The 20,451-nt window shown below is 63.7% G+C and carries 19 protein-coding genes; 6 read left to right on the forward strand and 13 right to left on the reverse strand.

The window, feature by feature from the left end:
- Positions 1–114 precede the first annotated feature (114 nt).
- Complete coding sequence (locus AC3IYG_RS20750) at positions 115–1,293, forward strand: BaiN/RdsA family NAD(P)/FAD-dependent oxidoreductase (RefSeq protein WP_489311363.1); 1,179 nt, start codon at positions 115–117, stop codon at positions 1,291–1,293.
- A gap of 153 nt (positions 1,294–1,446) precedes the next feature.
- Here the strand turns inward: AC3IYG_RS20750 and AC3IYG_RS20755 are convergent, their stop codons facing one another.
- The 4 genes from AC3IYG_RS20755 to AC3IYG_RS20770 form a co-directional block, all read right to left on the reverse strand.
- Complete coding sequence (locus tag AC3IYG_RS20755; RefSeq protein WP_489311364.1) at positions 1,447–2,310, reverse strand: type 1 glutamine amidotransferase domain-containing protein; 864 nt, start codon at positions 2,308–2,310, stop codon at positions 1,447–1,449.
- 304 nt (positions 2,311–2,614) lie between these two features.
- On the reverse strand, positions 2,615–3,736 hold the full coding sequence (gene ald, locus AC3IYG_RS20760) for an alanine dehydrogenase (RefSeq protein WP_489311365.1): 1,122 nt from the start codon (positions 3,734–3,736) through the stop codon (positions 2,615–2,617).
- Between the two features lie 132 nt (positions 3,737–3,868).
- Entirely contained in the window at positions 3,869–4,627 is a 759-nt protein-coding gene (locus AC3IYG_RS20765; protein ID WP_489311366.1) for a slipin family protein, read from the reverse strand.
- 2 nt (positions 4,628–4,629) lie between these two features.
- Complete coding sequence (locus AC3IYG_RS20770; protein WP_489332215.1) at positions 4,630–5,997, reverse strand: NfeD family protein; 1,368 nt, start codon at positions 5,995–5,997, stop codon at positions 4,630–4,632.
- Between the two features lie 295 nt (positions 5,998–6,292).
- Between AC3IYG_RS20770 and yccS the strand changes: the two genes are divergently transcribed.
- Complete coding sequence (gene yccS / locus AC3IYG_RS20775) at positions 6,293–8,497, forward strand: YccS family putative transporter (RefSeq protein ID WP_489311368.1); 2,205 nt, start codon at positions 6,293–6,295, stop codon at positions 8,495–8,497.
- 29 nt (positions 8,498–8,526) lie between these two features.
- Here yccS and AC3IYG_RS20780 read toward each other — a convergent pair whose 3' ends face one another.
- Both AC3IYG_RS20780 and AC3IYG_RS20785 read right to left on the reverse strand, forming a co-directional pair.
- Positions 8,527–8,724 carry a hypothetical protein gene (locus AC3IYG_RS20780; RefSeq protein ID WP_489311369.1) on the reverse strand — a complete coding sequence of 66 codons (198 nt, stop codon included), beginning with the start codon at positions 8,722–8,724 and terminating at the stop codon, positions 8,527–8,529.
- A gap of 123 nt (positions 8,725–8,847) precedes the next feature.
- On the reverse strand, positions 8,848–9,576 hold the full coding sequence (locus AC3IYG_RS20785; RefSeq protein WP_489311370.1) for a substrate-binding periplasmic protein: 729 nt from the start codon (positions 9,574–9,576) through the stop codon (positions 8,848–8,850).
- Positions 9,577–10,002: 426 nt separating this feature from the next.
- Between AC3IYG_RS20785 and AC3IYG_RS20790 the strand changes: the two genes are divergently transcribed.
- Both AC3IYG_RS20790 and AC3IYG_RS20795 read left to right on the forward strand, forming a co-directional pair.
- Positions 10,003–10,464 carry an aminoacyl-tRNA deacylase gene (locus tag AC3IYG_RS20790; protein WP_489311371.1) on the forward strand — a complete coding sequence of 154 codons (462 nt, stop codon included), beginning with the start codon at positions 10,003–10,005 and terminating at the stop codon, positions 10,462–10,464.
- Positions 10,465–10,675: 211 nt separating this feature from the next.
- Entirely contained in the window at positions 10,676–10,909 is a 234-nt protein-coding gene (locus AC3IYG_RS20795; protein ID WP_489311372.1) for a DUF2789 domain-containing protein, read from the forward strand.
- A 19-nt stretch (positions 10,910–10,928) separates the two neighbouring features.
- On the opposite strand, the gene AC3IYG_RS20800 is transcribed toward AC3IYG_RS20795, so the two are convergent.
- A complete protein-coding gene (locus AC3IYG_RS20800; RefSeq protein WP_489311373.1) occupies positions 10,929–11,447 on the reverse strand; it encodes a M48 metallopeptidase family protein in 519 nt (172 codons plus the stop codon).
- 405 nt (positions 11,448–11,852) lie between these two features.
- On the opposite strand from AC3IYG_RS20800, the gene AC3IYG_RS20805 reads away from it, so the two are divergent.
- Positions 11,853–12,539, forward strand: a complete 687-nt coding sequence (locus AC3IYG_RS20805) for a polysaccharide lyase family 7 protein (RefSeq protein WP_489311374.1) — start codon at positions 11,853–11,855, stop codon at positions 12,537–12,539.
- A gap of 58 nt (positions 12,540–12,597) precedes the next feature.
- On the opposite strand, the gene fba is transcribed toward AC3IYG_RS20805, so the two are convergent.
- The 6 genes from fba to tkt all read right to left on the reverse strand — a co-directional run bounded on the left by fba (position 12,598) and on the right by tkt (position 19,060).
- Positions 12,598–13,662: a class II fructose-bisphosphate aldolase gene (fba, locus tag AC3IYG_RS20810; RefSeq protein WP_119952761.1), complete on the reverse strand. Its 1,065-nt coding sequence runs from the start codon at positions 13,660–13,662 to the stop codon at positions 12,598–12,600.
- Between the two features lie 147 nt (positions 13,663–13,809).
- Complete coding sequence (locus AC3IYG_RS20815) at positions 13,810–14,127, reverse strand: MliC family protein (RefSeq protein ID WP_489311375.1); 318 nt, start codon at positions 14,125–14,127, stop codon at positions 13,810–13,812.
- A gap of 301 nt (positions 14,128–14,428) precedes the next feature.
- Entirely contained in the window at positions 14,429–14,680 is a 252-nt protein-coding gene (locus AC3IYG_RS20820) for a hypothetical protein (RefSeq protein ID WP_489311376.1), read from the reverse strand.
- A gap of 9 nt (positions 14,681–14,689) precedes the next feature.
- A complete protein-coding gene (locus tag AC3IYG_RS20825) occupies positions 14,690–15,868 on the reverse strand; it encodes a phosphoglycerate kinase (protein ID WP_489311377.1) in 1,179 nt (392 codons plus the stop codon).
- A gap of 11 nt (positions 15,869–15,879) precedes the next feature.
- Positions 15,880–16,941 (reverse strand): erythrose-4-phosphate dehydrogenase, encoded by a 1,062-nt coding sequence (gene epd / locus AC3IYG_RS20830; protein WP_489311378.1) that lies wholly within the window; start codon positions 16,939–16,941, stop codon positions 15,880–15,882.
- A gap of 121 nt (positions 16,942–17,062) precedes the next feature.
- Positions 17,063–19,060 carry a transketolase gene (gene tkt / locus AC3IYG_RS20835; protein WP_489311379.1) on the reverse strand — a complete coding sequence of 666 codons (1,998 nt, stop codon included), beginning with the start codon at positions 19,058–19,060 and terminating at the stop codon, positions 17,063–17,065.
- Positions 19,061–19,430: 370 nt separating this feature from the next.
- Here tkt and AC3IYG_RS20840 point away from each other — a divergent pair, with 370 nt between their 5' ends.
- Complete coding sequence (locus tag AC3IYG_RS20840; protein ID WP_489311380.1) at positions 19,431–20,444, forward strand: ArsR/SmtB family transcription factor; 1,014 nt, start codon at positions 19,431–19,433, stop codon at positions 20,442–20,444.
- Positions 20,445–20,451 lie beyond the last annotated feature (7 nt).

Genomic DNA, 20,451 nt, shown 5'->3' on the forward strand with positions numbered 1-20,451 from the left:
CCGCGCCACTCAATACCAGGCCGGTTGGCGGGAAACGCCAAGCGTTTTGCAAACCTTGCGGTAAACTGCCGGCCCCAGCAGGTTCTGGTTTCATCAGGGTTCGAGGAAGTGGCAGTGCTTGGTACAGATGTAGTGATTCTTGGCGCCGGTGCGGCCGGCCTGATGTGTGCGCTGACCGCCGCCAGTCGCGGGCGCAAGGTCATGCTGCTGGACCACGCCAACAAGGCCGGCAAAAAAATCCTCATGTCCGGTGGCGGGCGCTGCAATTTCACCAATATGTACACCGAACCCGGCAATTTCCTCTCACAGAACCCGCACTTCTGCAAATCCGCCCTGGCACGCTACACCCAGTGGGATTTCATCGAGCTGGTGAGCAAGCACGGCGTGCCCTATCACGAGAAAAAGCTCGGTCAGCTGTTCTGCGACAACAAGGCCAGCGACATCCTCGGCCTGCTGCTGGCCGAATGCGCGCAAGCCGGCGTGCAGGTGCTGCTCAATACCTCGATCCAGCAAATCGACAAGGCCGCCAGCGGTTACCAGTTGCAGACCAGCGCCGGGCCGCTGGGCTGCGAGTCCCTGGTGATCGCCACCGGCGGCCTGTCGATCCCGACCCTCGGCGCGACCGGCTTCGGCTATCAGGTGGCCAAGCAGTTCGGTCACAACCTGCTGCCAACCCGCGCCGGGCTGGTGCCGTTCACCATCACCGATCAGCTCAAGGAGCTCTGCAGCGAATTGTCCGGCACCTCGGTGGATTGCCTGGTGAGCTGCAACGGCGAAAGCTTTCGCGAGAACATCCTGTTCACCCACCGCGGCCTCAGCGGCCCGGCGATCCTGCAGATCTCCTCGTACTGGCAGCCGGGTCAGGCCGTTGAAATCAACCTGCTGCCCGACCATGACGTGCCGAGCTGGCTGTTGCAGCAACAGGCCGAACGCCCCAACTCCGAGCTGAAAACCCTGCTCGGCGAGATCTTCACCAAGAAGATGGCCAACCTGCTGGCCGAGCAGTGGTTCGCCTCCAAACCAATGAAGCAATACACCCCCGGCGAGTTGAGCGAGATCGCCGAGCGCCTGGCGAGCTGGCAATTGGTGCCGGCCGGCACCGAAGGCTATCGCACCGCCGAAGTGACCCTGGGCGGCGTCGACACCAAGGAAGTCTCCTCCAAGACCCTGGAATCGCTGAAATCACCTGGCCTGTACTTTATCGGCGAAGTGCTCGACGTCAGCGGCCACCTCGGCGGCTTCAACTTCCAGTGGGCCTGGGCCTCGGGCTACGCGGCGGCGCAGTACGTCTGAGCTGTTTCAGGCTTGAGCTCTTCGTAGGGGTGGGCCTGTGACCCACATGGATGTGGGAAATGCCCTAAGCCGTAAGGAACGGCGGCCACCCCGCGAACGCCCCTCAAGCATCGCGGGCATGGCCCGCGCCTACGGATTTCGCGATTGCTTCGCCTAACGCCCCAACCGCTCGACGAACTGCCGGGCGAAGCTGTGCACGTCCCCCGGCCAGCGCGCGGAGATGTAATTGCCGTCGCAGACCACCCAGGCCGGGCGACTGTCATCGAGGCTGTCCCGGTGCAGGCCGCTGGTCTTGCGCAGATGCTCCGGCGCATCCGCGGGCACGTCGAGGAAGTCATGCGCACTGGCCAGGGCGCGGCTCACCTCGGCCTGCACACTCCGATAACCCGCGGGTTCCCCAGGCCGCTCCAGATAAGTCCGGTAGTAGTTCGGCGCCCAGAAACGACCGTAGAAACGCGTCAGGTTCCAGGCGCTCTTCTCCATCGCCCAGGTCAGGCCGGTGGTCTTGCGCCCGTAAAGTACGGAACGGCCATCCGCCGCCTGGCTGCGTGCAGCCAACACCACGCCATGACAGATGGCCGCCAGCGGCTTGTCGCTGACGAAGAAAGCCGCGACGAAGCGCTGCAATACCTCGCTCTCCAGATAGTCGCGCATGCCCCGTGCCCAATGCCCGCCAGGCAGCAGCAAGCCGTCGAAGTCGGCCACCTCGAGCTGCTCATAGCGTAGCGGTTGACGAAATTCCGCATCCGCCAGCAGCGCTTGATAGGCCTCACGCGCACCGCGCCGGGCGCGCAGGAGCAGGCCGAGCAGCCTGAACCGGCGCAAGCCGGGAATCCAACCCCAGGGGTCCAGGCCCATGCCCGTCACCATCAGCGGATCGCCCAGGGCCGGGCGCCCATCCGGAGTGGCGAAGCACACCCGATAGCCCGCCGTGCGGACTATCTGCCAACTCAGCGCGACCTCGCTGGGATCGAAATCGCGACTGGGCAAAGGGATTACAACGGTCTTGGCGGGCATCGCGACACTACTCGGCGGAAGATACCCAAGCTTAGGCTCGGTGCGCCTGGCTCGGCGAGTGGCCCAGCAGGCCAAGACAACGGCTCGGGAGTTCAGACCCAGGGTGGATAACGCTCTAGTTATCCACCCGCCAAGCAACCCGGACTCCCCGTGGAGGAAAACCGCTTGGCGAATATCCCAGCCTACGCAACTGGGAAGGGCCGAAATAATCTTCATCCCCGCGTAGGCGGGGATCCAGAACCTGCACGACAGCTGGGCTCCCGCCTTCGCGGGAACGACGAAAGAACGTTAATTCAGCGCTTCCTTAGAGATGCTCCAGCACGCTGCTGGCAGACTGGAACGGCAGGCCGTGAGCCTCGGCCACGCTGCCGCAGGTGATTACGCCCTTGGCGACGTTCAACCCGTTGAGCAGGTGCGGGTCTTCTTCCAGGGCTCGCCGCGTGCCTTTCTCCGCAAGTGCGCTAACAAAAGGCAGGGTCGCGTTATTCAGCGCCAGGGTCGAGGTGCGCGCCACCGCACCGGGCATGTTGGCCACGCAGTAATGCACCACCCCATCGACCACATAGGTCGGATTGTCGTGGGTGGTGGCTTTCGAGGTTTCGGAACAACCGCCCTGGTCGATGGCGACGTCCACCAATACCGCACCCGCCTGCATCTGCCGGATCATCTGCGCCGTGATCAGCTTCGGCGCCGCCGCACCGGGGATCAGCACCCCGCCGATCACCAGGTCCGCCGCCAGCACCTGTTCGTGCAGGGCCGTACGGGTCGAGTACAGCGTGCGGATGCGGTTGCCATACTGCGCGTCCAGGCGACGCAAGACATCGACGTTCTTGTCCAGCACCGTGACATTCGCGCCCAGCCCCACCGCCATGGCCAGCGCATGGCTGCCGACCACACCGCCGCCAAGGATCACCACCTTGCCCGGCGCCACCCCAGGCACCCCGCCGAGCAGCACGCCGCGCCCGCCCCGGGCCTTTTCCAGGCAGTTGGCGCCGGCCTGGATCGACATCCGCCCGGCCACTTCGGACATCGGAGCCAGCAGGGGCAAACGCCCCTGCGCATCGGTGACGGTTTCATAGGCGATGCATATCGCTCCGCAAGCCATCAACTCCTCGGTCTGCGGCAGATCCGGCGCCAGATGCAGGTAGGTGAACAACGTGTGCTCCGGGCGCAACCGGGCACGCTCGCCGGCCTGCGGCTCTTTGACCTTGACGATCAACTGCGCCTCAGCGAACACCTCGGCAGCGTCCTTACCGATCCGTGCGCCGGCCGCGCGGTAATCCTCGTCGCTGAAACCGATGGCCGCGCCCGCCTGGGTCTGCACCCAGACCTCATGGCCAAGCCCGCTCAGCTCGGCCACCGACTGCGGCGTCAGGCCGACACGGTATTCATGGTTCTTGATTTCCTTGGGTACGCCGATACGCATGACAACCTCCAGATCGATTGAGCGGTGCACCGCTCGCTGAGGTATAGCCTAGGGAATCGCCGCCACGGCAGGCCCTGAATAGCGTCCGGGTTTTGGTTGATTCCGCTGAAAACCGCGCGTTTACCGGGCCACTCAGGTCTTCGGCGACAAGTCGGCCATGCCTTTCAACAGCTCGATCGGCAACGGGAAGACGATGGTCGAACTCTTGTCGCCGGCGATCGCGCCGAGCGTCTGCATGTAGCGCAGCTGCATGGCGCCAGGCTGGCGACCGAGCATTTCGGCGGCCTGCATCAGTTTTTCCGAAGCCTGCAATTCGCCCTCGGCGTGGATCACCTTGGCCCGCCGTTCGCGTTCGGCTTCGGCCTGCTTGGCGATGGCGCGGATCATCGACTCGTTGAGGTCGACGTGCTTGATTTCGACCGTCGCCACCTTGATGCCCCAGGCGTCGGTCTGCGCGTCCAGCACCTGCTGGATGTCGACATTCAGCCGTTCGCGCTCGGCCAGCAGCTCGTCCAGTTCATGCTTGCCGAGCACCGCACGCAAGGTGGTTTGCGCCAGCTGGCTGGTGGCCATGAGGAAGTCCTCGACCTGGATGATCGCCTTCTGCGGGTCGAGCACGCGGAAGTAGAGCACCGCATTGACCTTGACCGATACGTTGTCGCGGGTGATCACGTCCTGCGGCGGCACGTCCAGCACCACGGTACGCAGATCCACCCGCACCATCTGCTGCACCGCCGGAATCAGCAGGATCAGCCCCGGCCCCTTGACCTGCCAGAAGCGTCCGAGCTGGAACACCACCCCGCGCTCGTATTCGCGCAGGATACGAAAAGCCGAAGCCGCCAGCCCGATCAGCAGCGCCAGCAGCGCACCAAACCCCATTTCCAAGCCCATGATCAGTCTCCTCGCGGCGGCGTCTCGTCAGCCGCAGTGACATCCAGCAGCAGGCCCTTGCGCGCCACCACCCGCACCCGCTGCCCGGGGTGCAGCGGCGCCTGGCTCAGCACTTGCCAGTTCTCCCCTTGCAGCAGCACCCAGCCGGCGAGTGGATCGCCCGCCTGCAACGCCGCCACCGTGGCCAGGCTGCCGACCAGGCCCGCATCGCCGCTGACAACCTGCCGCTGCCGGGCTTTCAGCGCCATGCCGACCAATAGGGCGAGCAGCAATGCGCTGGTCAGCGCCAGGGTGATGATCAGCGCCAGCGGAATGCCGAACCCCGGCACCTCGGTGTCGATCAGGATCACCGCGCCGACCACGAAGGCGACGATGCCGCCGAAGCCGATCACCCCGAAACTCGGCAGGAAGGCTTCGGCCACCATGAAAGCGATACCGAGCAGGATCAGCGCCATCCCGGCGTAGCTCACCGGCAGCAGCTGCAAGGCATACAGCGCGAGAATCAGGCAGATGCCACCGAGCACCCCACCGACCGCCGTGCCGGGGTTCATGAACTCGAAGAACAGGCCGTACACACCGATCATCATCAGGATCAGCGCCACGCTGGGGTTGGTGATCACCGCCAGCAGGCGCGTACGCCAATCCGGTTCATGGCTGATCAGCACCGCGCCAACAGTATGCAATTGCACGGTCTGCCCGGCGGTGTTCAACTTTTTGCCGTCCAGTTGCTTGAGCAGATCACCCAGATCGGCCGCCACGTAGTCGATCACCCTGAGTTTGAGCGCTTCCTCGGCCGACAGACTGACCGCCTCGCGCACCGCCTGCTCGGCCCACTCGACATTGCGCCCGCGCAACTGGGCCAGCCCGCGGATGTAGGCGGCGGCATCGTTGATCTGCTTTTTGCTCAGGGTGTCTTCAGGCCCCGCCGCCGGGCTTTTGTCCGCCGCCGGATCGGCGGGGGGATTCGGCTGCCCCGGAGGGGTACCCGGCATGCCGCCGATCTGCACCGGCGTGGCGGCGCCGAGGTTGGTGCCCGGCGCCATGGCGGCGATATGGCTGGCATAGAGAATGTAGGTGCCGGCACTGGCGGCCCGCGCCCCGCTCGGGGCGACAAAACTGGCCACCGGCAAGGGGCTGGCGAGAATCGCCTTGATGATCGAGCGCATCGAAGTATCCAGCCCGCCCGGGGTGTCGATGTTGAGCACCACCAACTGCGCGCCTTCGTCCTCCGCCCGCGCCAGACCACGAATCAGGTAATCGGCGCTGGCCGGGCCGATCGCATCGTTCACCGTCAGCAGCATGACTGCGCCCCCTGCGGCCGGCTCCGCATCAGCAGCCGGCAGCTGACCGGTCGGTGATCCGGCCAGCATCGACAGCAAGAGCAGACTGCGCCACCACCGACGGTTCACGGAAGCCTCCTGGTAAATCCCCACGGGCCGCCATGCCTGCCTCCCACTGCCAACAGCGGCTCACAGCCGAGCACAGGCTGCGGTTGCTGCGACGCTCGCGCATGGCAGCCTGTGTTTACAGCTTAGTTGACGCAGGAGGTACGGGATGGGCGTCCGTTCAACGCACGATTTCTGCTAAAAAGTCTGCGCAGACTGTTCGCAGCGGCACGCATATCCGCTCTAATCGGTTTATCGCCAGCCAGGTTTTCAGCCTTCGATGTCTTCCCCCTCAATCAGCCATTCCCTGCGCCGCCTCTGGGCATTGGATAAGTTCAGTTACAGCTTGCGTACGTTCATCGCACTGACTGGCAGCATGGCCTTGTGCTGGGCACAGGATGCGATGCACCAGTTGATTCCGCTGTTCCTCGGCATCATCGCCAGCGCCCTGGCGGAAACCGATGACAGCTGGCAAGGCCGGCTGACGGCGCTGCTGGTGACCTTGGGCTGCTTCAGCGTGGCCTCGGTGGCGGTCGAGTTGCTGTTCCCCTATCCATGGTTGTTCGTCGGCGCACTGGCGCTGTCGAGCTTCAGCCTGACCATGCTCGGCGCGCTGGGCGAGCGCTACGCCAGCATCGCCCAGGCCACCCTGATCCTGGCGGTCTACACCATGATCGGGGTCGACCAGCGGGACGGCGCGACAGCCAATTTCTGGCATGAACCCCTGCTGCTGGTGGCGGGGGCGGCCTGGTACGGCCTGCTGTCGGTGATCTGGCAGGCGCTGTTCGTTCATCAACCGGTGCAGCAGAGCCTGGCGCGCCTGTTCCGTGAACTGGGCCGTTACCTCAAGCTCAAATCCGCTTTGTTCGAGCCGGTGCGCGGGCTGGATCTGGAACAACGCCGCCTGCAGCTGGCGCAACAGAATGGCCGTCTGGTGGGCGCGCTCAACAGTACCAAAGAAATCATCCTGCACCGCGTCGGCAATGACCGGCCAGGGCCGAAGGTCAGCCGCTACCTGAAGCTGTACTTCATGGCACAAGACATCCACGAACGCGCCAGCTCCTCGCACTACCCCTACAACGAGCTGGCCGAGGCGTTCTTCCACAGCGATGTGCTGTTCCGCTGCCAACGCCTGCTGCGCCAGCAGGGCGAAGCCTGTCAGGCGCTGGCCCAGGCCATCCAACTGCGCCAGAGGTTCGAGTACGGCGACCTCTCGGCCCAGGCCCTGAGTGATCTGCAGGCTTCGCTGGAACACCTGCGCAGCCAGAGCAATCCGGCCTGGCGCAGCCTGTTGCGCTCGCTGCGCGCGCTGGCCAGCAACCTCGGTACGTTGAATAACCTGCTGTGCAACGCCAACAACCCGGATGCCCTGGCGGACGAACAGGACAACAGCCTGCTCGACCGCTCGCCGCGCTCGCTGAAGGACATCTGGACCCGCCTGCGCCTGCAGCTGACGCCCACCTCGCTGCTATTCCGTCACGCCCTGCGCCTGGCGATTGCGCTGACGGCCGGCTATGGCGTGCTGCACCTGATCCACCCGAGCGAAGGCTACTGGATCATCCTCACCACGCTGTTCGTCTGCCAACCGAACTACGGCGCCACCCGGCGCAAGCTGGTGCAGCGCGTCAGCGGCACGGTAATCGGCCTGGTGCTCGGCTGGGCGCTGTTCGACCTGTTTCCCAGCGCGCTGATCCAGGCCATGTTCGCGGTCATCGCCGGCGTGGTGTTCTTCGCCAATCGGGCGACCCGCTACACCCTCTCCACCGCCGCCATCACGCTGATGATCATGTTCTGCTTCAACCAGATCGGCGACGGCTACGGGCTGATCGTGCCGCGCCTGGTCGACACCCTGCTCGGCAGCCTGATCGCCGGCCTCGCAGTATTCCTGATCCTGCCGGACTGGCAAGGTCGGCGGCTCAACCAGGTGGTGGCCAACACCCTCAGCTGCAACAGCCATTACCTGCGACAGATCATGCAGCAGTACGTCGACGGCAAACGCGACGACCTGGCCTACCGCCTGGCCCGGCGCAATGCGCACAACGCCGACGCCGCGCTCTCCAGCACCCTGGCCAATATGCTGATGGAGCCCGGTCACTTCCGCAAAGAGGCGGATATCGGCTTCCGCTTTCTGGTGCTGTCGCACACCTTGCTCAGCTATCTCTCGGCCCTCGGCGCCCACCGTGGCGAAGCCTTAGCGAGCGCCGCACCGCCCAGTCTGCTCAGCGACGCCGCCACGCGTCTGGCCAGCAGCCTCGATGAAGTGGCGCAGAACCTGGCGAGTAAAACCCCGGTCACCGTCCACAGCGATGCCGAAGAGAACCTCGCCAAGGCGCTGGAGCAACTGCCGGAGGACATGGACGACCGCGAACGCCTGGTGCAAAGCGAGCTGGCGCTGATCTGCCGCCAGCTCGGCCCGCTGCGCACCCTCGCCGCGCATCTGCTGCGCGACCGGGTGGGGCCGTATGCACCTGACGCCGCACGCTAGCCCCGGTCAGAACTGAGCCCGCCAAGCCCCTAGCGCAACTCGCCGTTGTCGGCGATCAGGTTCAGCGGCGGCAACAGCTTGACGTAAGCCGCCAGGGCCGGGGCTTTGCCGAACAAACGGCTCAAGTCGCCCAGACCGACATCAGGGCTGTGCAGCGCCCGACGAATTTCCCGCGTGATCATCGGCAGACTGGGTAGTTGCTCGGCGCCGGACATCAACTGCGACACTACCTGCCGATACTTGGCATAGCCCGACTATCCAGCCTCCACGCGCGTCCCTACCTGAGATAAAGGCTAAACACTAGCAGTGACTTGCCCAAGCCCGCCGGGCATGCCGGCGAACCTGAGCGGCTAAAACCCGTGGCGTTTGAACAGTGCGATGTAGCTGCCGTCAGCCTTCATCGCCTTGATCGCCCGATTGAAGGCCGTGACGATCCGCGCATGTTGCGGGTTGTGCAGGCTGACCAGAATATGCAGGTTGTTCTCGCTCAGCGGCTTGGGCAAAAACTCCAGGCTATCGCGCACACGACTCGACTCGCGGCTGAGGTAATAGCGTGCAACGTACTCATCCTCCAGTGTCAGGTTGACCCGTCCGGCGTGCAGCATGCGCGCCGCGCTGGCAAAGCCGAGCACCGGCACCTTGCGCAAACCGGTCGCGCGGTCGAAGTCGGCGCTGTAGGTGTAACCACGCACCACCGCGATACTGAAAGACTGCAAATCCGCCAGCGTGGTGAAGTCAATCGGCGCGCCCTTGCGTTTGAGCAAGCGCACGCGGTTGACCAGATAAGGGGCGGAAAACTGCCCAACCAGGGTGCGTTCTTCGGTGAACCAGGCGTTCACCAGCACGTCATAACGACCCGCCTCGATGCCATGCAGCGCCCGCGCCCAGGGCACCTGCACCGACTCCGTGGCGTAACCGGCGCGGGTCAAGGCAGTGCTGACCAAGTCATTGGCCAAGCCACCGTTCGGCAGGCTCTGGTCGGTAAACGGCGGCCAGATATCCGCCACCAGGCGCAACGTCTGTGCCGACACGCCGCTCGCCAGCCACCACAACACACACAGCAGCACAGTGCGCGACACGGGTCTCTTCCTTATTATTCGTCGCCATCCATGCGGGCCAACATCCATCGCCCGCCACCTCAACGCAGGACCACAGCCCCATCCGGGCCAAGCGGCGCAGCAAGCGTCACGCAATAATGGCCACACGCCATTATTAGACTATATTCTGGCGTCATGGAAGTGGCGCAAAGCGATTCATTCACGTCCTCCGTCACACTCTGGGAACACCCTCGCAGGCCACCACTTCACTTATCGGCACCAGGCCGCGCCGTAGAACCCGTCTGCCGATTACCTCTCCTTAGGCCAATCATCGCTATCGACCCCCGCCCATAGCAGCAAGTGTTACTGCCACACGCTGCCACGTGCCGGTGCACTGCCTAAACTTTCAATCAGGGGAACTCTTACAACCAACAGCCCTGCATCGGTGACAGGGCATGGAGGTGCATCATGCGCATGGCAAAAACCTTACAACGCAGCCTGGAACAGGCGCATTGCGAATTCGACCTCGTGGCGCACCCGCACTCGGCGAGCAGCCTGGAGACAGCCCGGGTGGCTGGCATTCCAGCGGAGCGGGTGGCGAAATCGGTGATCCTCGATGACCAGCATGGCCGCTATCTGATGGCGGTGGTGCCTGCCAGTCGGCACCTGGACCTGGGCAAAGTACGGGGTGCAGAGGCTTGGCAACTGACCAAAGAAAGCACGATCGCCACGCTGTTCACGGACTGCGAGCGCGGCGCCGTGCCAGCGCTGGGTGAAGCTTACGGAATGAACATGGTGGTCGACCCCATGCTCACTCGCCAGCAGGACATCTACCTGGAGGCAGGTGATCACAAGAACCTGGTGCATATGCGCATGGATCAGTACCTCAAGCTGGTACCCAGCGCCGAGGTCTGCGAGGTTTGCCATTAGCGGTCGCCCTGCGGCTGCGCCCGCCCGCACAAGGCCACGTCGACACAACAGGCGTTCGACGTGAGGACGCTGGAGGCGCGGACGGTCGTTTCCGTGGGTGATGCAAATCGCCCGGCGGGGGGCGATCTAGGCTAGGGTTTTAGTTCAAGCAGCGACTGCCGGGCAAACTACCTGCGGCCTGCCCGCTCAAGCCCGCTCTCTGGAGAAGCCCATGGAATCCCCTACCCACAGCCTCCCATCCCTGTTCAAGCAACTGGGGCTGCCTGCCGACCCCGCCAGCATCAACGCCTTCGTATCCACCCACTCGCCCCTGCCAGCCGCGCTGAGCCTGGCCGAGGCGTCCTTCTGGACACCGGCGCAAGCGGCCTTCTTGCGCGAGGAAATTCTCGAGGATGCCGACTGGGCCGAGATCGTCGATCAGCTCAATCTGCTGTTGCGCAAGTAAGTCCGGCGGCTCGTCGCCCTTAGCGCGCGGCGTCCGCCGACGGGCGGCCCGCCAGTTCGCGGTAGGTCAGGTAGACGCGCAGATCGAACTCCAACTGGTGATAACCCGGCTGCATGTATTCGCAGAGCTGGTAGAACGCCTTGTTGTGCTCGTGTTCTTTCAGGTGCGCAAGCTCATGCACCACGATCATCTTGAGAAACTCCGGCGCCGCGTCCTTGAACAAGGAGGCCACGCGAATCTCCTTCTTCGCCTTGAGCTTGCCGCCCTGCACCCGCGAGATCGCCGTGTGCAGCCCCAGGGCGCGGTGGGTCAGGTCGAGGCGATTATCGAACAACACCTTGTCGATGCCCGGAGCGCTCTTCAGGTGCTCCTGCTTTAACGCCAGGGTGTAGGCATACAGCGCCTTATCGCTTTGCACCGCATGCCGCGCCGGGTAGCGTTGGCTCAGGTAGTCGCCCAGGCGATTTTCCGCAATCAGCTGGCGCACCTGGTCCTGCAGGGTGGCGGGGTAGGCCTGGAGGTATTTGAGCGCACTCATGGACTGTGACTGAACCGGATCTGGGCGCGCCAGTGTAACGCGCATGCAGCCAGGGTGGGATCTGCCTGTGTGCGCCAGCTGATGACCACCCCGGGCAGAACCGCTGGTCGGCTCGGACCTGCTCCTGGTTCCATGGCAGAAACACTTCAGCCACACCGGACTCGGCGCACCACACGGCTCCACCCGGACTCCGCCAAAAAACGCCTTAATTATGGCGCCAGAATAAAGACGGGCGGTCATCAAGCGCAGCTCAGATATCCCGATACAGATTCCGAGAAACGACCGCTAGCACAGCGCCCAGCGGCCGCCCGCACGCCTTCGCTCGCATGTCGCCGACTGGAACACCGAGCAGCCCCTTGCTGGCGTAGCACCCGACCGGATCAACCGCCCCACGGAGAATCAGCCATGATCGACCTTGCCACCTGGAACCTCACCATCCCTGTCGGTGTGCCTTCCGTCACCATCGCCACTCCGCTGCTGGTCGGCGGTTATCAGGATCACTACTTCAAATCCAGCGCGGACACGCTGTTCTTCTGGGCACCGGTCAATGGCACCACCACGGCCAACGCCAGCTACCCACGCAGCGAACTGCGCGAAACCTTCGCGGACGGCAAGCTGCGCAACTGGACCTACCCGGCAGCCGATAACTCTCTGAGCGCGGCCCTGAGCGTCGGCCAGGTACCATCGACCGGCAAGATCGTGATCGGCCAGATCCACGCCTACGGCAGCGACAAGCCGATGCTCAAGCTGGAGTACCAGTACAAAACCGCCAGCGCCACGGCCAACATGGTGATCAAGGTACGCGGCACGCCGCTCGACGAGGAAGGCCAGGTGATCACCGTGCTCAAGGGCATCAAGCTGAATCAGCGTTTCACCTACGTGCTCAACCTGTCACCGTCGGGGCGCCTGAGCGTGATGATCAACAGCACCCTCTGGAGCAAACAGCTGAGCTCCAGTTGGGCAGCCAAGCCGCTGTACTTCAAGGCCGGCGTCTACCCCCAGGACAACACCGGCTATGAAACCGAAGCAGGCAACGCGACCTTCTACAGCCTGAAGATCGACCACAAGCCGCTGCCCGTCGCCACCCCCTGAAAACGCGAAAAGCCCGCATCGCTGCGGGCTTTTCGTTGGCGCGATAAACGCGTGGTGATCAGTTCACCTTGGCGTTCAGCTCACCCTTGGCGTAACGCTGGAACATGTTCTCCAGGGAGATCGGCTTGATCTTCGAGGCGTTGCCAGCAGTACCGAAGGCTTCGTAACGGGCGATGCAGACATCGCGCATGGCCTTGACGGTTTCGCCAAAGAACTTGCGCGGGTCGAACTCGCTCGGGTGCTGAGCCATGTAACGGCGCATGGCACCGGTGGACGCCAGACGCAGGTCGGTGTCGATGTTGACCTTGCGCACGCCGTGCTTGATGCCTTCGACGATTTCTTCGACCGGCACGCCGTAGGTCTCTTTGATCTCGCCGCCGTACTGGTTGATGATCGCCAGCCATTCTTGCGGAACAGAAGAAGAACCGTGCATCACCAGATGGGTGTTGGGGATGCGCGCGTGGATCGCCTTGATGCGGTCGATGGCGAGGATATCGCCGGTCGGTGGTTTGGTGAACTTGTAAGCACCGTGGCTGGTGCCGATGGCGATGGCCAGGGCATCGACCTGGGTCTTCTTGACGAAGTCGGCGGCTTCTTCCGGGTCGGTCAGCATCTGACTGTGATCGAGCACGCCTTCGGCGCCGATGCCGTCTTCTTCGCCGGCCATACCAGTTTCCAGGCTACCCAGGCAGCCCAGCTCACCTTCCACCGACACGCCGCAGGCATGGGCCATGGCCACGGTCTGCTGAGTGACGCGGACGTTGTATTCGTAGTCGGTCGGGGTCTTGCCGTCTTCGCCGAGGGAGCCGTCCATCATCACCGAGCTGAAGCCCAGCTGGATCGAGCGCTGGCAGACGTCAGGGCTAGTGCCGTGATCCTGGTGCATGCACACCGGGATGTGCGGGAATTCTTCGATCGCCGCGAGGATCAGGTGACGCAGGAACGGTGCGCCGGCGTATTTGCGCGCGCCGGCGGAGGCCTGCACGATCACCGGGGAATCGGTCTTGTCAGCCGCTTCCATGATGGCGCGCATCTGTTCCAGGTTGTTGACGTTGTAAGCCGGAACGCCGTAGCCGAATTCGGCGGCGTGATCCAGCATCTGGCGCATGCTGATAAGTGCCATGGTTTACCTATCTCCCGGTTGGGGGTCGTTAATCGTGCAAGCCTGCAATGGCGTGCATTGTATAGGGCGAAGAACGCACTGCGTTAGCCACCATGACAGCGCCAAGCGGCAAATCGATCTCGCCTGCCGGCCCTGCCACTTGAATCCTTACCGGGCTTTGCAGCCGCGACCAATCAGGTCGTTGTTGGCAACCCAGTAAAGCAAACCTTCCTCGCCCTGGCTGTGAAAGGCCAGGACACCATCGCTATAGAACGCCCCCGAAGCAGCAGGTTCCTGCTTGAGACGGTAGACGATGTCGCCGCCACCGAGGCGCAGATCGACCGCTTCCTGATGGTTGTCGGCGAAACGCCAGAGCACTTGCGCCTGACTGTCGCAGACCCAGCGCGTCCACTGATCCGTCGGCGGCGGCGAGCTGGCACAACCGGCCAGCATGACCAATACGGTCAGGGCTATAAAGCCTTTCATCCAACACTCCTTGTGCACGAGCCAGCATGCGCCGCTCGTCCTTGGCCATTATTCAGGGGCACCGTTGCTCCTGCGTGTCGTTGTCGCTCGGCTGGGGCATCTGCCCCGGGCTCCACACCGCACAGGTACTCGGCGCTCGCCCCTCGGCACAACCTGCAAGCCCCAAACACAGCAGCATCAGCATCGCCATAACCGGCATCGAAAGATGGCACTTCATAGTGAGGCCCTCCGCTTACGCCAAGCCCACTACAAAGACCACTACTGGCTGCGGTTGGTTGCCGCCAGCGGACCAACTACCGATTTACGGGCATTCATCCGCTGGTGCAGCGGCCGCCAGCGGCTCATCGCCGATCAGCGCAGGCCTTGGCATAGCCTCTTCGCCGAAGCGCCGGTAAAGCAGCGGGCCGGTTTGCGCCCACCAGGCTTTGCGGTAACAACTTTGCTCATCCGGCCCTGACTGGCGCTGTTCAGCCACGTCGACCTGGCGCTCGGGCGCGCTCGCACAGCCCGCGACAAAAGCCGCAACCATCAGCACCAGCAAGGGCTTGAGCATGTTCAAAACTCACGCCTTGGCGCGCTGTTCCAAGACCTCAACGGCCGGCAGCACTTTGCCCTCGACGAACTCGAGGAAGGCGCCACCACCGGTGGAGATGTAGGAGATTTTGTCGGCTACGCCGTATTTGTCGATAGCTGCCAGGGTGTCGCCACCCCCGGCGATGGAAAACGCCGGGCTTTCGGCGATGGCCAGGGCCAGGGCCTTGGTGCCGTGACCGAACTGGTCGAACTCGAAGACGCCGACCGGGCCGTTCCAGAGGATGGTCTTCGACGACTTCAGCAGTTCGGCGAACAACGCAGCAGTCTGCGGGCCGATGTCGAGGATCATGTCGTCTTCGGCAACGTCAGCGATGGCCTTGACCGTCGCCACGGCGCTTTGCGCGAACTCCTTGGCCACCACCACGTCAACTGGCAGCGGCACGCTGACCTTGGCGGCGATGGCTTTGGCCACATCGAGCAGATCCGGCTCATACAATGACTTGCCGACCGGGTAACCGGCCGCCGCGAGGAAGGTGTTGGCGATGCCGCCACCGACGATCAACTGGTCGCAGATCTGGCTCAGGCTATTGAGCACATCGAGTTTGGTCGAGACCTTGGAGCCGGCAACGATGGCTGCCATCGGCTTGGCCGGCGCACCCAGGGCCTTGCCCAGCGCATCCAGCTCGGCGGCCAGCAGCGGACCCGCCGCAGCGACTTTGGCGAACTTGGCCACGCCATGGGTCGAACCCTCGGCGCGGTGGGCGGTACCGAAGGCGTCCATGACGAACACATCGCACAGCGCCGCGTACTGCTGCGCCAGCTCATCACTGTTCTTTTTCTCGCCCTTGTTGAAGCGCACGTTCTCGAACAGCACGATTTCGCCGGCCTTGACCTCGACGCCGTCGAGGTAGTCGGCCACCAGCGGCACGTCGCGGCCGAGGGCCTTGCTCAGGTAATCGGCGACCGGCTTGAGGCTGTTCTCGGCCGAGAACTCACCCTCGGTCGGACGACCCAAGTGCGAGCAGATCATCACCGCGGCGCCTTTTTCCAGTGCCAGCTTGATGGTTGGCAGGGAGGCCAGGATGCGCGCATCGCTCGTCACCACGCCGTCTTTTACCGGCACGTTGAGGTCTTCGCGGATCAGTACGCGCTTACCCTGGAGGTCGAGGTCGATCATTTTCGCGATTTTTACGAAAGGCGTGGTCATGGCGCAGTCCTTCACGGGGCTGGTTGTTCAATTGGATTGGCTGAAACGTGCAGATAATGGTCGGCAACGTCGAGCATACGGTTGGCAAAACCCCATTCGTTGTCGAACCAGGCCAGCAGGTTCACCAGCCGAGGGCCGGAAACACGGGTCTGGCTGCCATCGACAATCGCCGAATGCGGATCGTGATTAAAATCGCAGCTGGCATGCGGCAGCTCGGTATAGGCCAGCAGGCCCTTGAGCGGACCCGACTCGGCCGCCTGGCGCAGCACGCGGTTGATTTCGCCGGCATCGGTATCGCGGGCCGTCTGCAAGGTAATGTCCAGACAGGACACGTTGACCGTCGGCACGCGCACAGCTTTGGCCTGTATCCGCCCGGCAAGTTCCGGCAACAGCCGTTCGATGCCCCGCGCCAGACCAGTGGACACCGGAATCACCGACTGGAACGCCGAACGCGTGCGGCGCAGGTCTTCGTGGTGGTAGGCGTCGATCACCGGCTGGTCGTTCATCGCCGAGTGGATGGTGGTGATGGACGCATACTCCAGCCCCACCGCCTCATTCAGCAGTTTGAGCAACGGCACGCCGCAGTTGGTGGTGCAGGAAGCGTTGGAGACCAAGCGTTCGGCGCCGCTGAGCTGGTGCTGGTTGACCCCGAAGACGATGGTGGCGTCGATATCCGTCTCGCCGGCCATCGGCTGCGAGAACAGCACGCGCGGCGCACCGGCATCGAGAAAGCGCTGACCGTCGGCGCGGGTGTGGTAGGCGCCCGAACACTCGAGCACCAGGTCGATGCCCAGCGCGGCCCAGTCGACGCCTTCCGGGGTGGCGCTGCGCAGCACGCGTACGCTGCTGCCATTGATGTGCAAGCAATCGCCTTCGATCCGCACGTCGCCCGGAAAGCGGCCGTGGGTGGAGTCGAAACGCGTCAGGTATTCGATGCTGGCCAGATCGGCCAGATCATTGAGCGCCACCACCTCGAAACCGGCCTTGGCCCCGCGCTCATACAACGCGCGCAGCACGCAACGACCGATCCGGCCATAGCCGTTGAGGGCAACTTTGTAAGGACGTTGGGACATGGACGGGCTCACTGAGCGGGTGACGGGGCATGCAAGCGTAGGATGGGTTAGCCGCGCAACGGCGTAACCCATCAATCGATCCGATGGGTATCGCTACGCTCAAACCATCCTACTCGGACTCTCAGCCTTCCAGCAGCTCGGCGGCCTGTTCGAGGATGTTCTCTACAGTGAAGCCAAAATGCTCGAACAACGCCGGCGCCGGTGCCGACTCACCGAAAGTGGTCATGCCGATCACCCGACCTTCGAGGCCGACATACTTGTACCAGTAGTCGGCGTGGGCCGCTTCGATGGCAATCCGCGCGCCGACCTGCAGCGGCAGTACGGACTGCTTGTAACCGGCGTCCTGGGCATCGAACACGCCGGTGCACGGCATGGACACTACGCGCACCTTGCGGCCCTGCTCGGTCAACTTGTCGAAGGCCTGCACCGCCAGGCCAACTTCGGAGCCGGTGGCGATCAGGATCAGCTCCGGCTCGCCGGCGCAGTCCTTGAGTACGTAGCCGCCACGGCCGATATTGGCGACTTGCTCCACTTCCCGCGCCTGATGTGCCAGGTTCTGTCGGGAGAAAATCAGCGCGGACGGACCGTTCTGGCGCTCGATAGCCTGCTTCCAGGCCACCGCGGACTCCACCGCATCGCAGGGACGCCAGCAGTCCAGATTCGGCGTCATCCGCAGGCTGGCCAGTTGTTCGATCGGCTGGTGGGTCGGGCCATCCTCGCCCAAGCCAATGGAGTCATGGGTGTAGACGAACAGCACGCGCTGCTTCATCAGTGCAGCCATGCGCACCGCGTTGCAGGCGTACTCCATGAAGACCAGGAAGGTCGCGCCGTAAGGAATGAAGCCACCGTGGCGGGCGACGCCGTTCATGATCGCGCTCATGCCGAACTCGCGCACGCCGTAGAACATGTAGTTGCCGTTGGCGTCGGAGGCCGTGACGCCCTTGCAGCCTTTCCACAGGGTCAGGTTGGAGCCGGCCAGGTCGGCCGAACCGCCGAGGAATTCCGGCAGCAGCGGGCCAAAGGCGTTCAAGGCATTCTGGCTGGCCTTGCGGCTGGCGATGGTTTCGCCCTTGTTGGCGACATCGGCGATATAGGCCGCGGCCTTAGCCGCGAAGTCGGCCGGTAGCTCGCCCTTGATCCGCCGGCTGAACTCGCTGGCCAGCTCCGGGTAAGCGGCGGTGTAAGCAGCAAAGCGCTGGCTCCACTCGGCCTCGGCGGCGGCGCCAGCTTCTTTGGCATCCCACGCAGAGTAGAGTTCGCTCGGTACTTCGAACGGGCCATGTTTCCAGCCAAGTGCCGCACGGGTCAGGGCGATTTCGTCGTTACCCAACGGCGCGCCATGGCAGTCTTCCTTGCCTTGCTTGTTCGGCGAGCCGAAACCGATCACGGTCTTGCAGCAGATCAGCGTCGGCTGTGCGCTCTTGCGCGCGGTGTCGATGGCGGTTTTGATTTCGTCGGCGTCGTGGCCGTCGACATTGCGGATCACCTGCCAGCCGTAGGCTTCGAAACGCTTGGGCGTGTCGTCGGTGAACCAGCCCTCGACTTCGCCGTCGATGGAGATGCCGTTGTCGTCGTAGAAAGCGATCAGCTTGCCCAGGCCCAAGGTGCCGGCCAACGAGCTGACTTCATGGGAAATACCTTCCATCATGCAGCCATCGCCGAGGAACACATAGGTGTGGTGGTCGACGATGTTGTGCCCGTCGCGGTTGAACTGCGCCGCCAGGACTTTTTCCGCCAGGGCGAAGCCCACGGCATTGGCCAGACCCTGGCCGAGCGGGCCGGTGGTGGTCTCAATGCCCGCGGTATAGCCAAACTCCGGGTGGCCCGGCGTTCGCGAGTTGAGTTGACGGAAATTCTTCAGGTCATCGATGGTGACGTCGTAACCGGTCAGGTGCAGCAGCGAGTAGAGCAGCATCGAGCCATGGCCGTTGGACAGTACGAAACGGTCGCGGTCGGCGAACTCCGGGTTGCTCGGGTTGTGCTTGAGGTAGTCGCGCCACAGCACTTCGGCGATGTCGGCCATGCCCATAGGAGCACCGGGGTGGCCGCTGTTGGCTTTTTGCACGGCATCCATGCTGAGGGCACGAATGGCGTTGGCACGCTCACGACGGCTGGGCATCGCTGATCTCCTGGGAGGGCTGCATTAAAACAGCGGATCGAAAAAAGGCGGCTATTTTCGCCCAGCCAACCCCGCCGGGGCAATCACAGATGGTCGCGCCTCGGGCAAAAGCTCGCCAGCAGGGCCATTTTTGCCGCGTAGCGGTCGTTTTTCGACGGCCAGCCCCACGCATTCACCGACTCATCCGGGCCAAACAACCTGGATAGCGACCGCTTATCCGGCCAGCTCGCGTGGCTTTTATAGAAGCCGCCTGCTGGCCGATGATTCGCGCAAGCCCGGTCGGCGACAGCAGCGCCGCCTATCAGCCAATATCAAAACTTTTTGATATTGGCATTGCGAGCAGAAAAACCGGGGGCTAGACTGCCGCCCCATGAACTTGCGCGCACCCTTGATCCGCCATGACGACTGCGATGAACTGGCCGCCCTGTGCAAAGCCGGTGGCGACCCGCTGCGTTTGAATGTGTTGCGCGCGCTGGCTAACGATTCGTTCGGGGTACTGGAACTGGCGCAGATTTTCGCCATCGGCCAATCCGGCATGAGCCACCATCTGAAGGTGCTCGCCCAAGCCGGGCTGGTCGCCACCCGCCGCGAGGGCAACGCGATCTTCTATCGCCGCGCCTTGCCGCAGAGCGAGTTGTTGGGCGGCACGCTGCACGCGGCGCTGCTGGACGAAGTGGATGAACTGCCCCTGCCGGCGGACGTGCAGACGCGCATCGGCCTGGTGCACGGCCAACGCGCCGCGGCCAGCCACGACTTCTTTGCGCGCATGGCGGCCAGCTTTCAGGCGCAACAGGATTTGATCGCCGGGCTGCCACAGTACCGCGATAGCGTGTTGGCGTTGCTCGATGCGTTGAGCTTCCCCGCTGGCGCCACGGCACTGGAAGTCGGTCCCGGTGACGGCGGCTTCCTGCCGGAACTGGCCCGCCGTTTCAGCCGGGTCACCGCGCTGGATAACAGCCCGGCGATGCTCGAGCTGGCGCGCCAGCGCTGCGAGCGCGAAGGGCTGGGCAATGTCGATTTACAGCTGGCCGATGCCCTGGGCGAGGCTGGCGAGACCGCCGATTGCGTGGTGCTGAATATGGTCCTGCACCATTTCCCCGCGCCGGCCGAAGCATTGAAACAACTGGCGCCGCGCGTACAGGCCGGCGGCAGTTTGTTGATCACCGAGTTGTGCAGCCACAATCAGAGTTGGGCCAGGGAGGCCTGCGGTGATCTCTGGTTGGGCTTTGAACAGGACGATTTGGCCCGCTGGGCCACAGCCGCAGGGCTTATGCCCGGTGAAAGCCTGTATGTGGGCTTACGTAATGGTTTCCAGATTCAGGTCCGACACTTTCAGCGGCCGGCTGGCGACCCTCACCCATCGGTGCCTCCATCGATAACCTAGGAAACCG

It is taken from the genome of Pseudomonas sp. KH_027, from assembly GCF_057838565.1.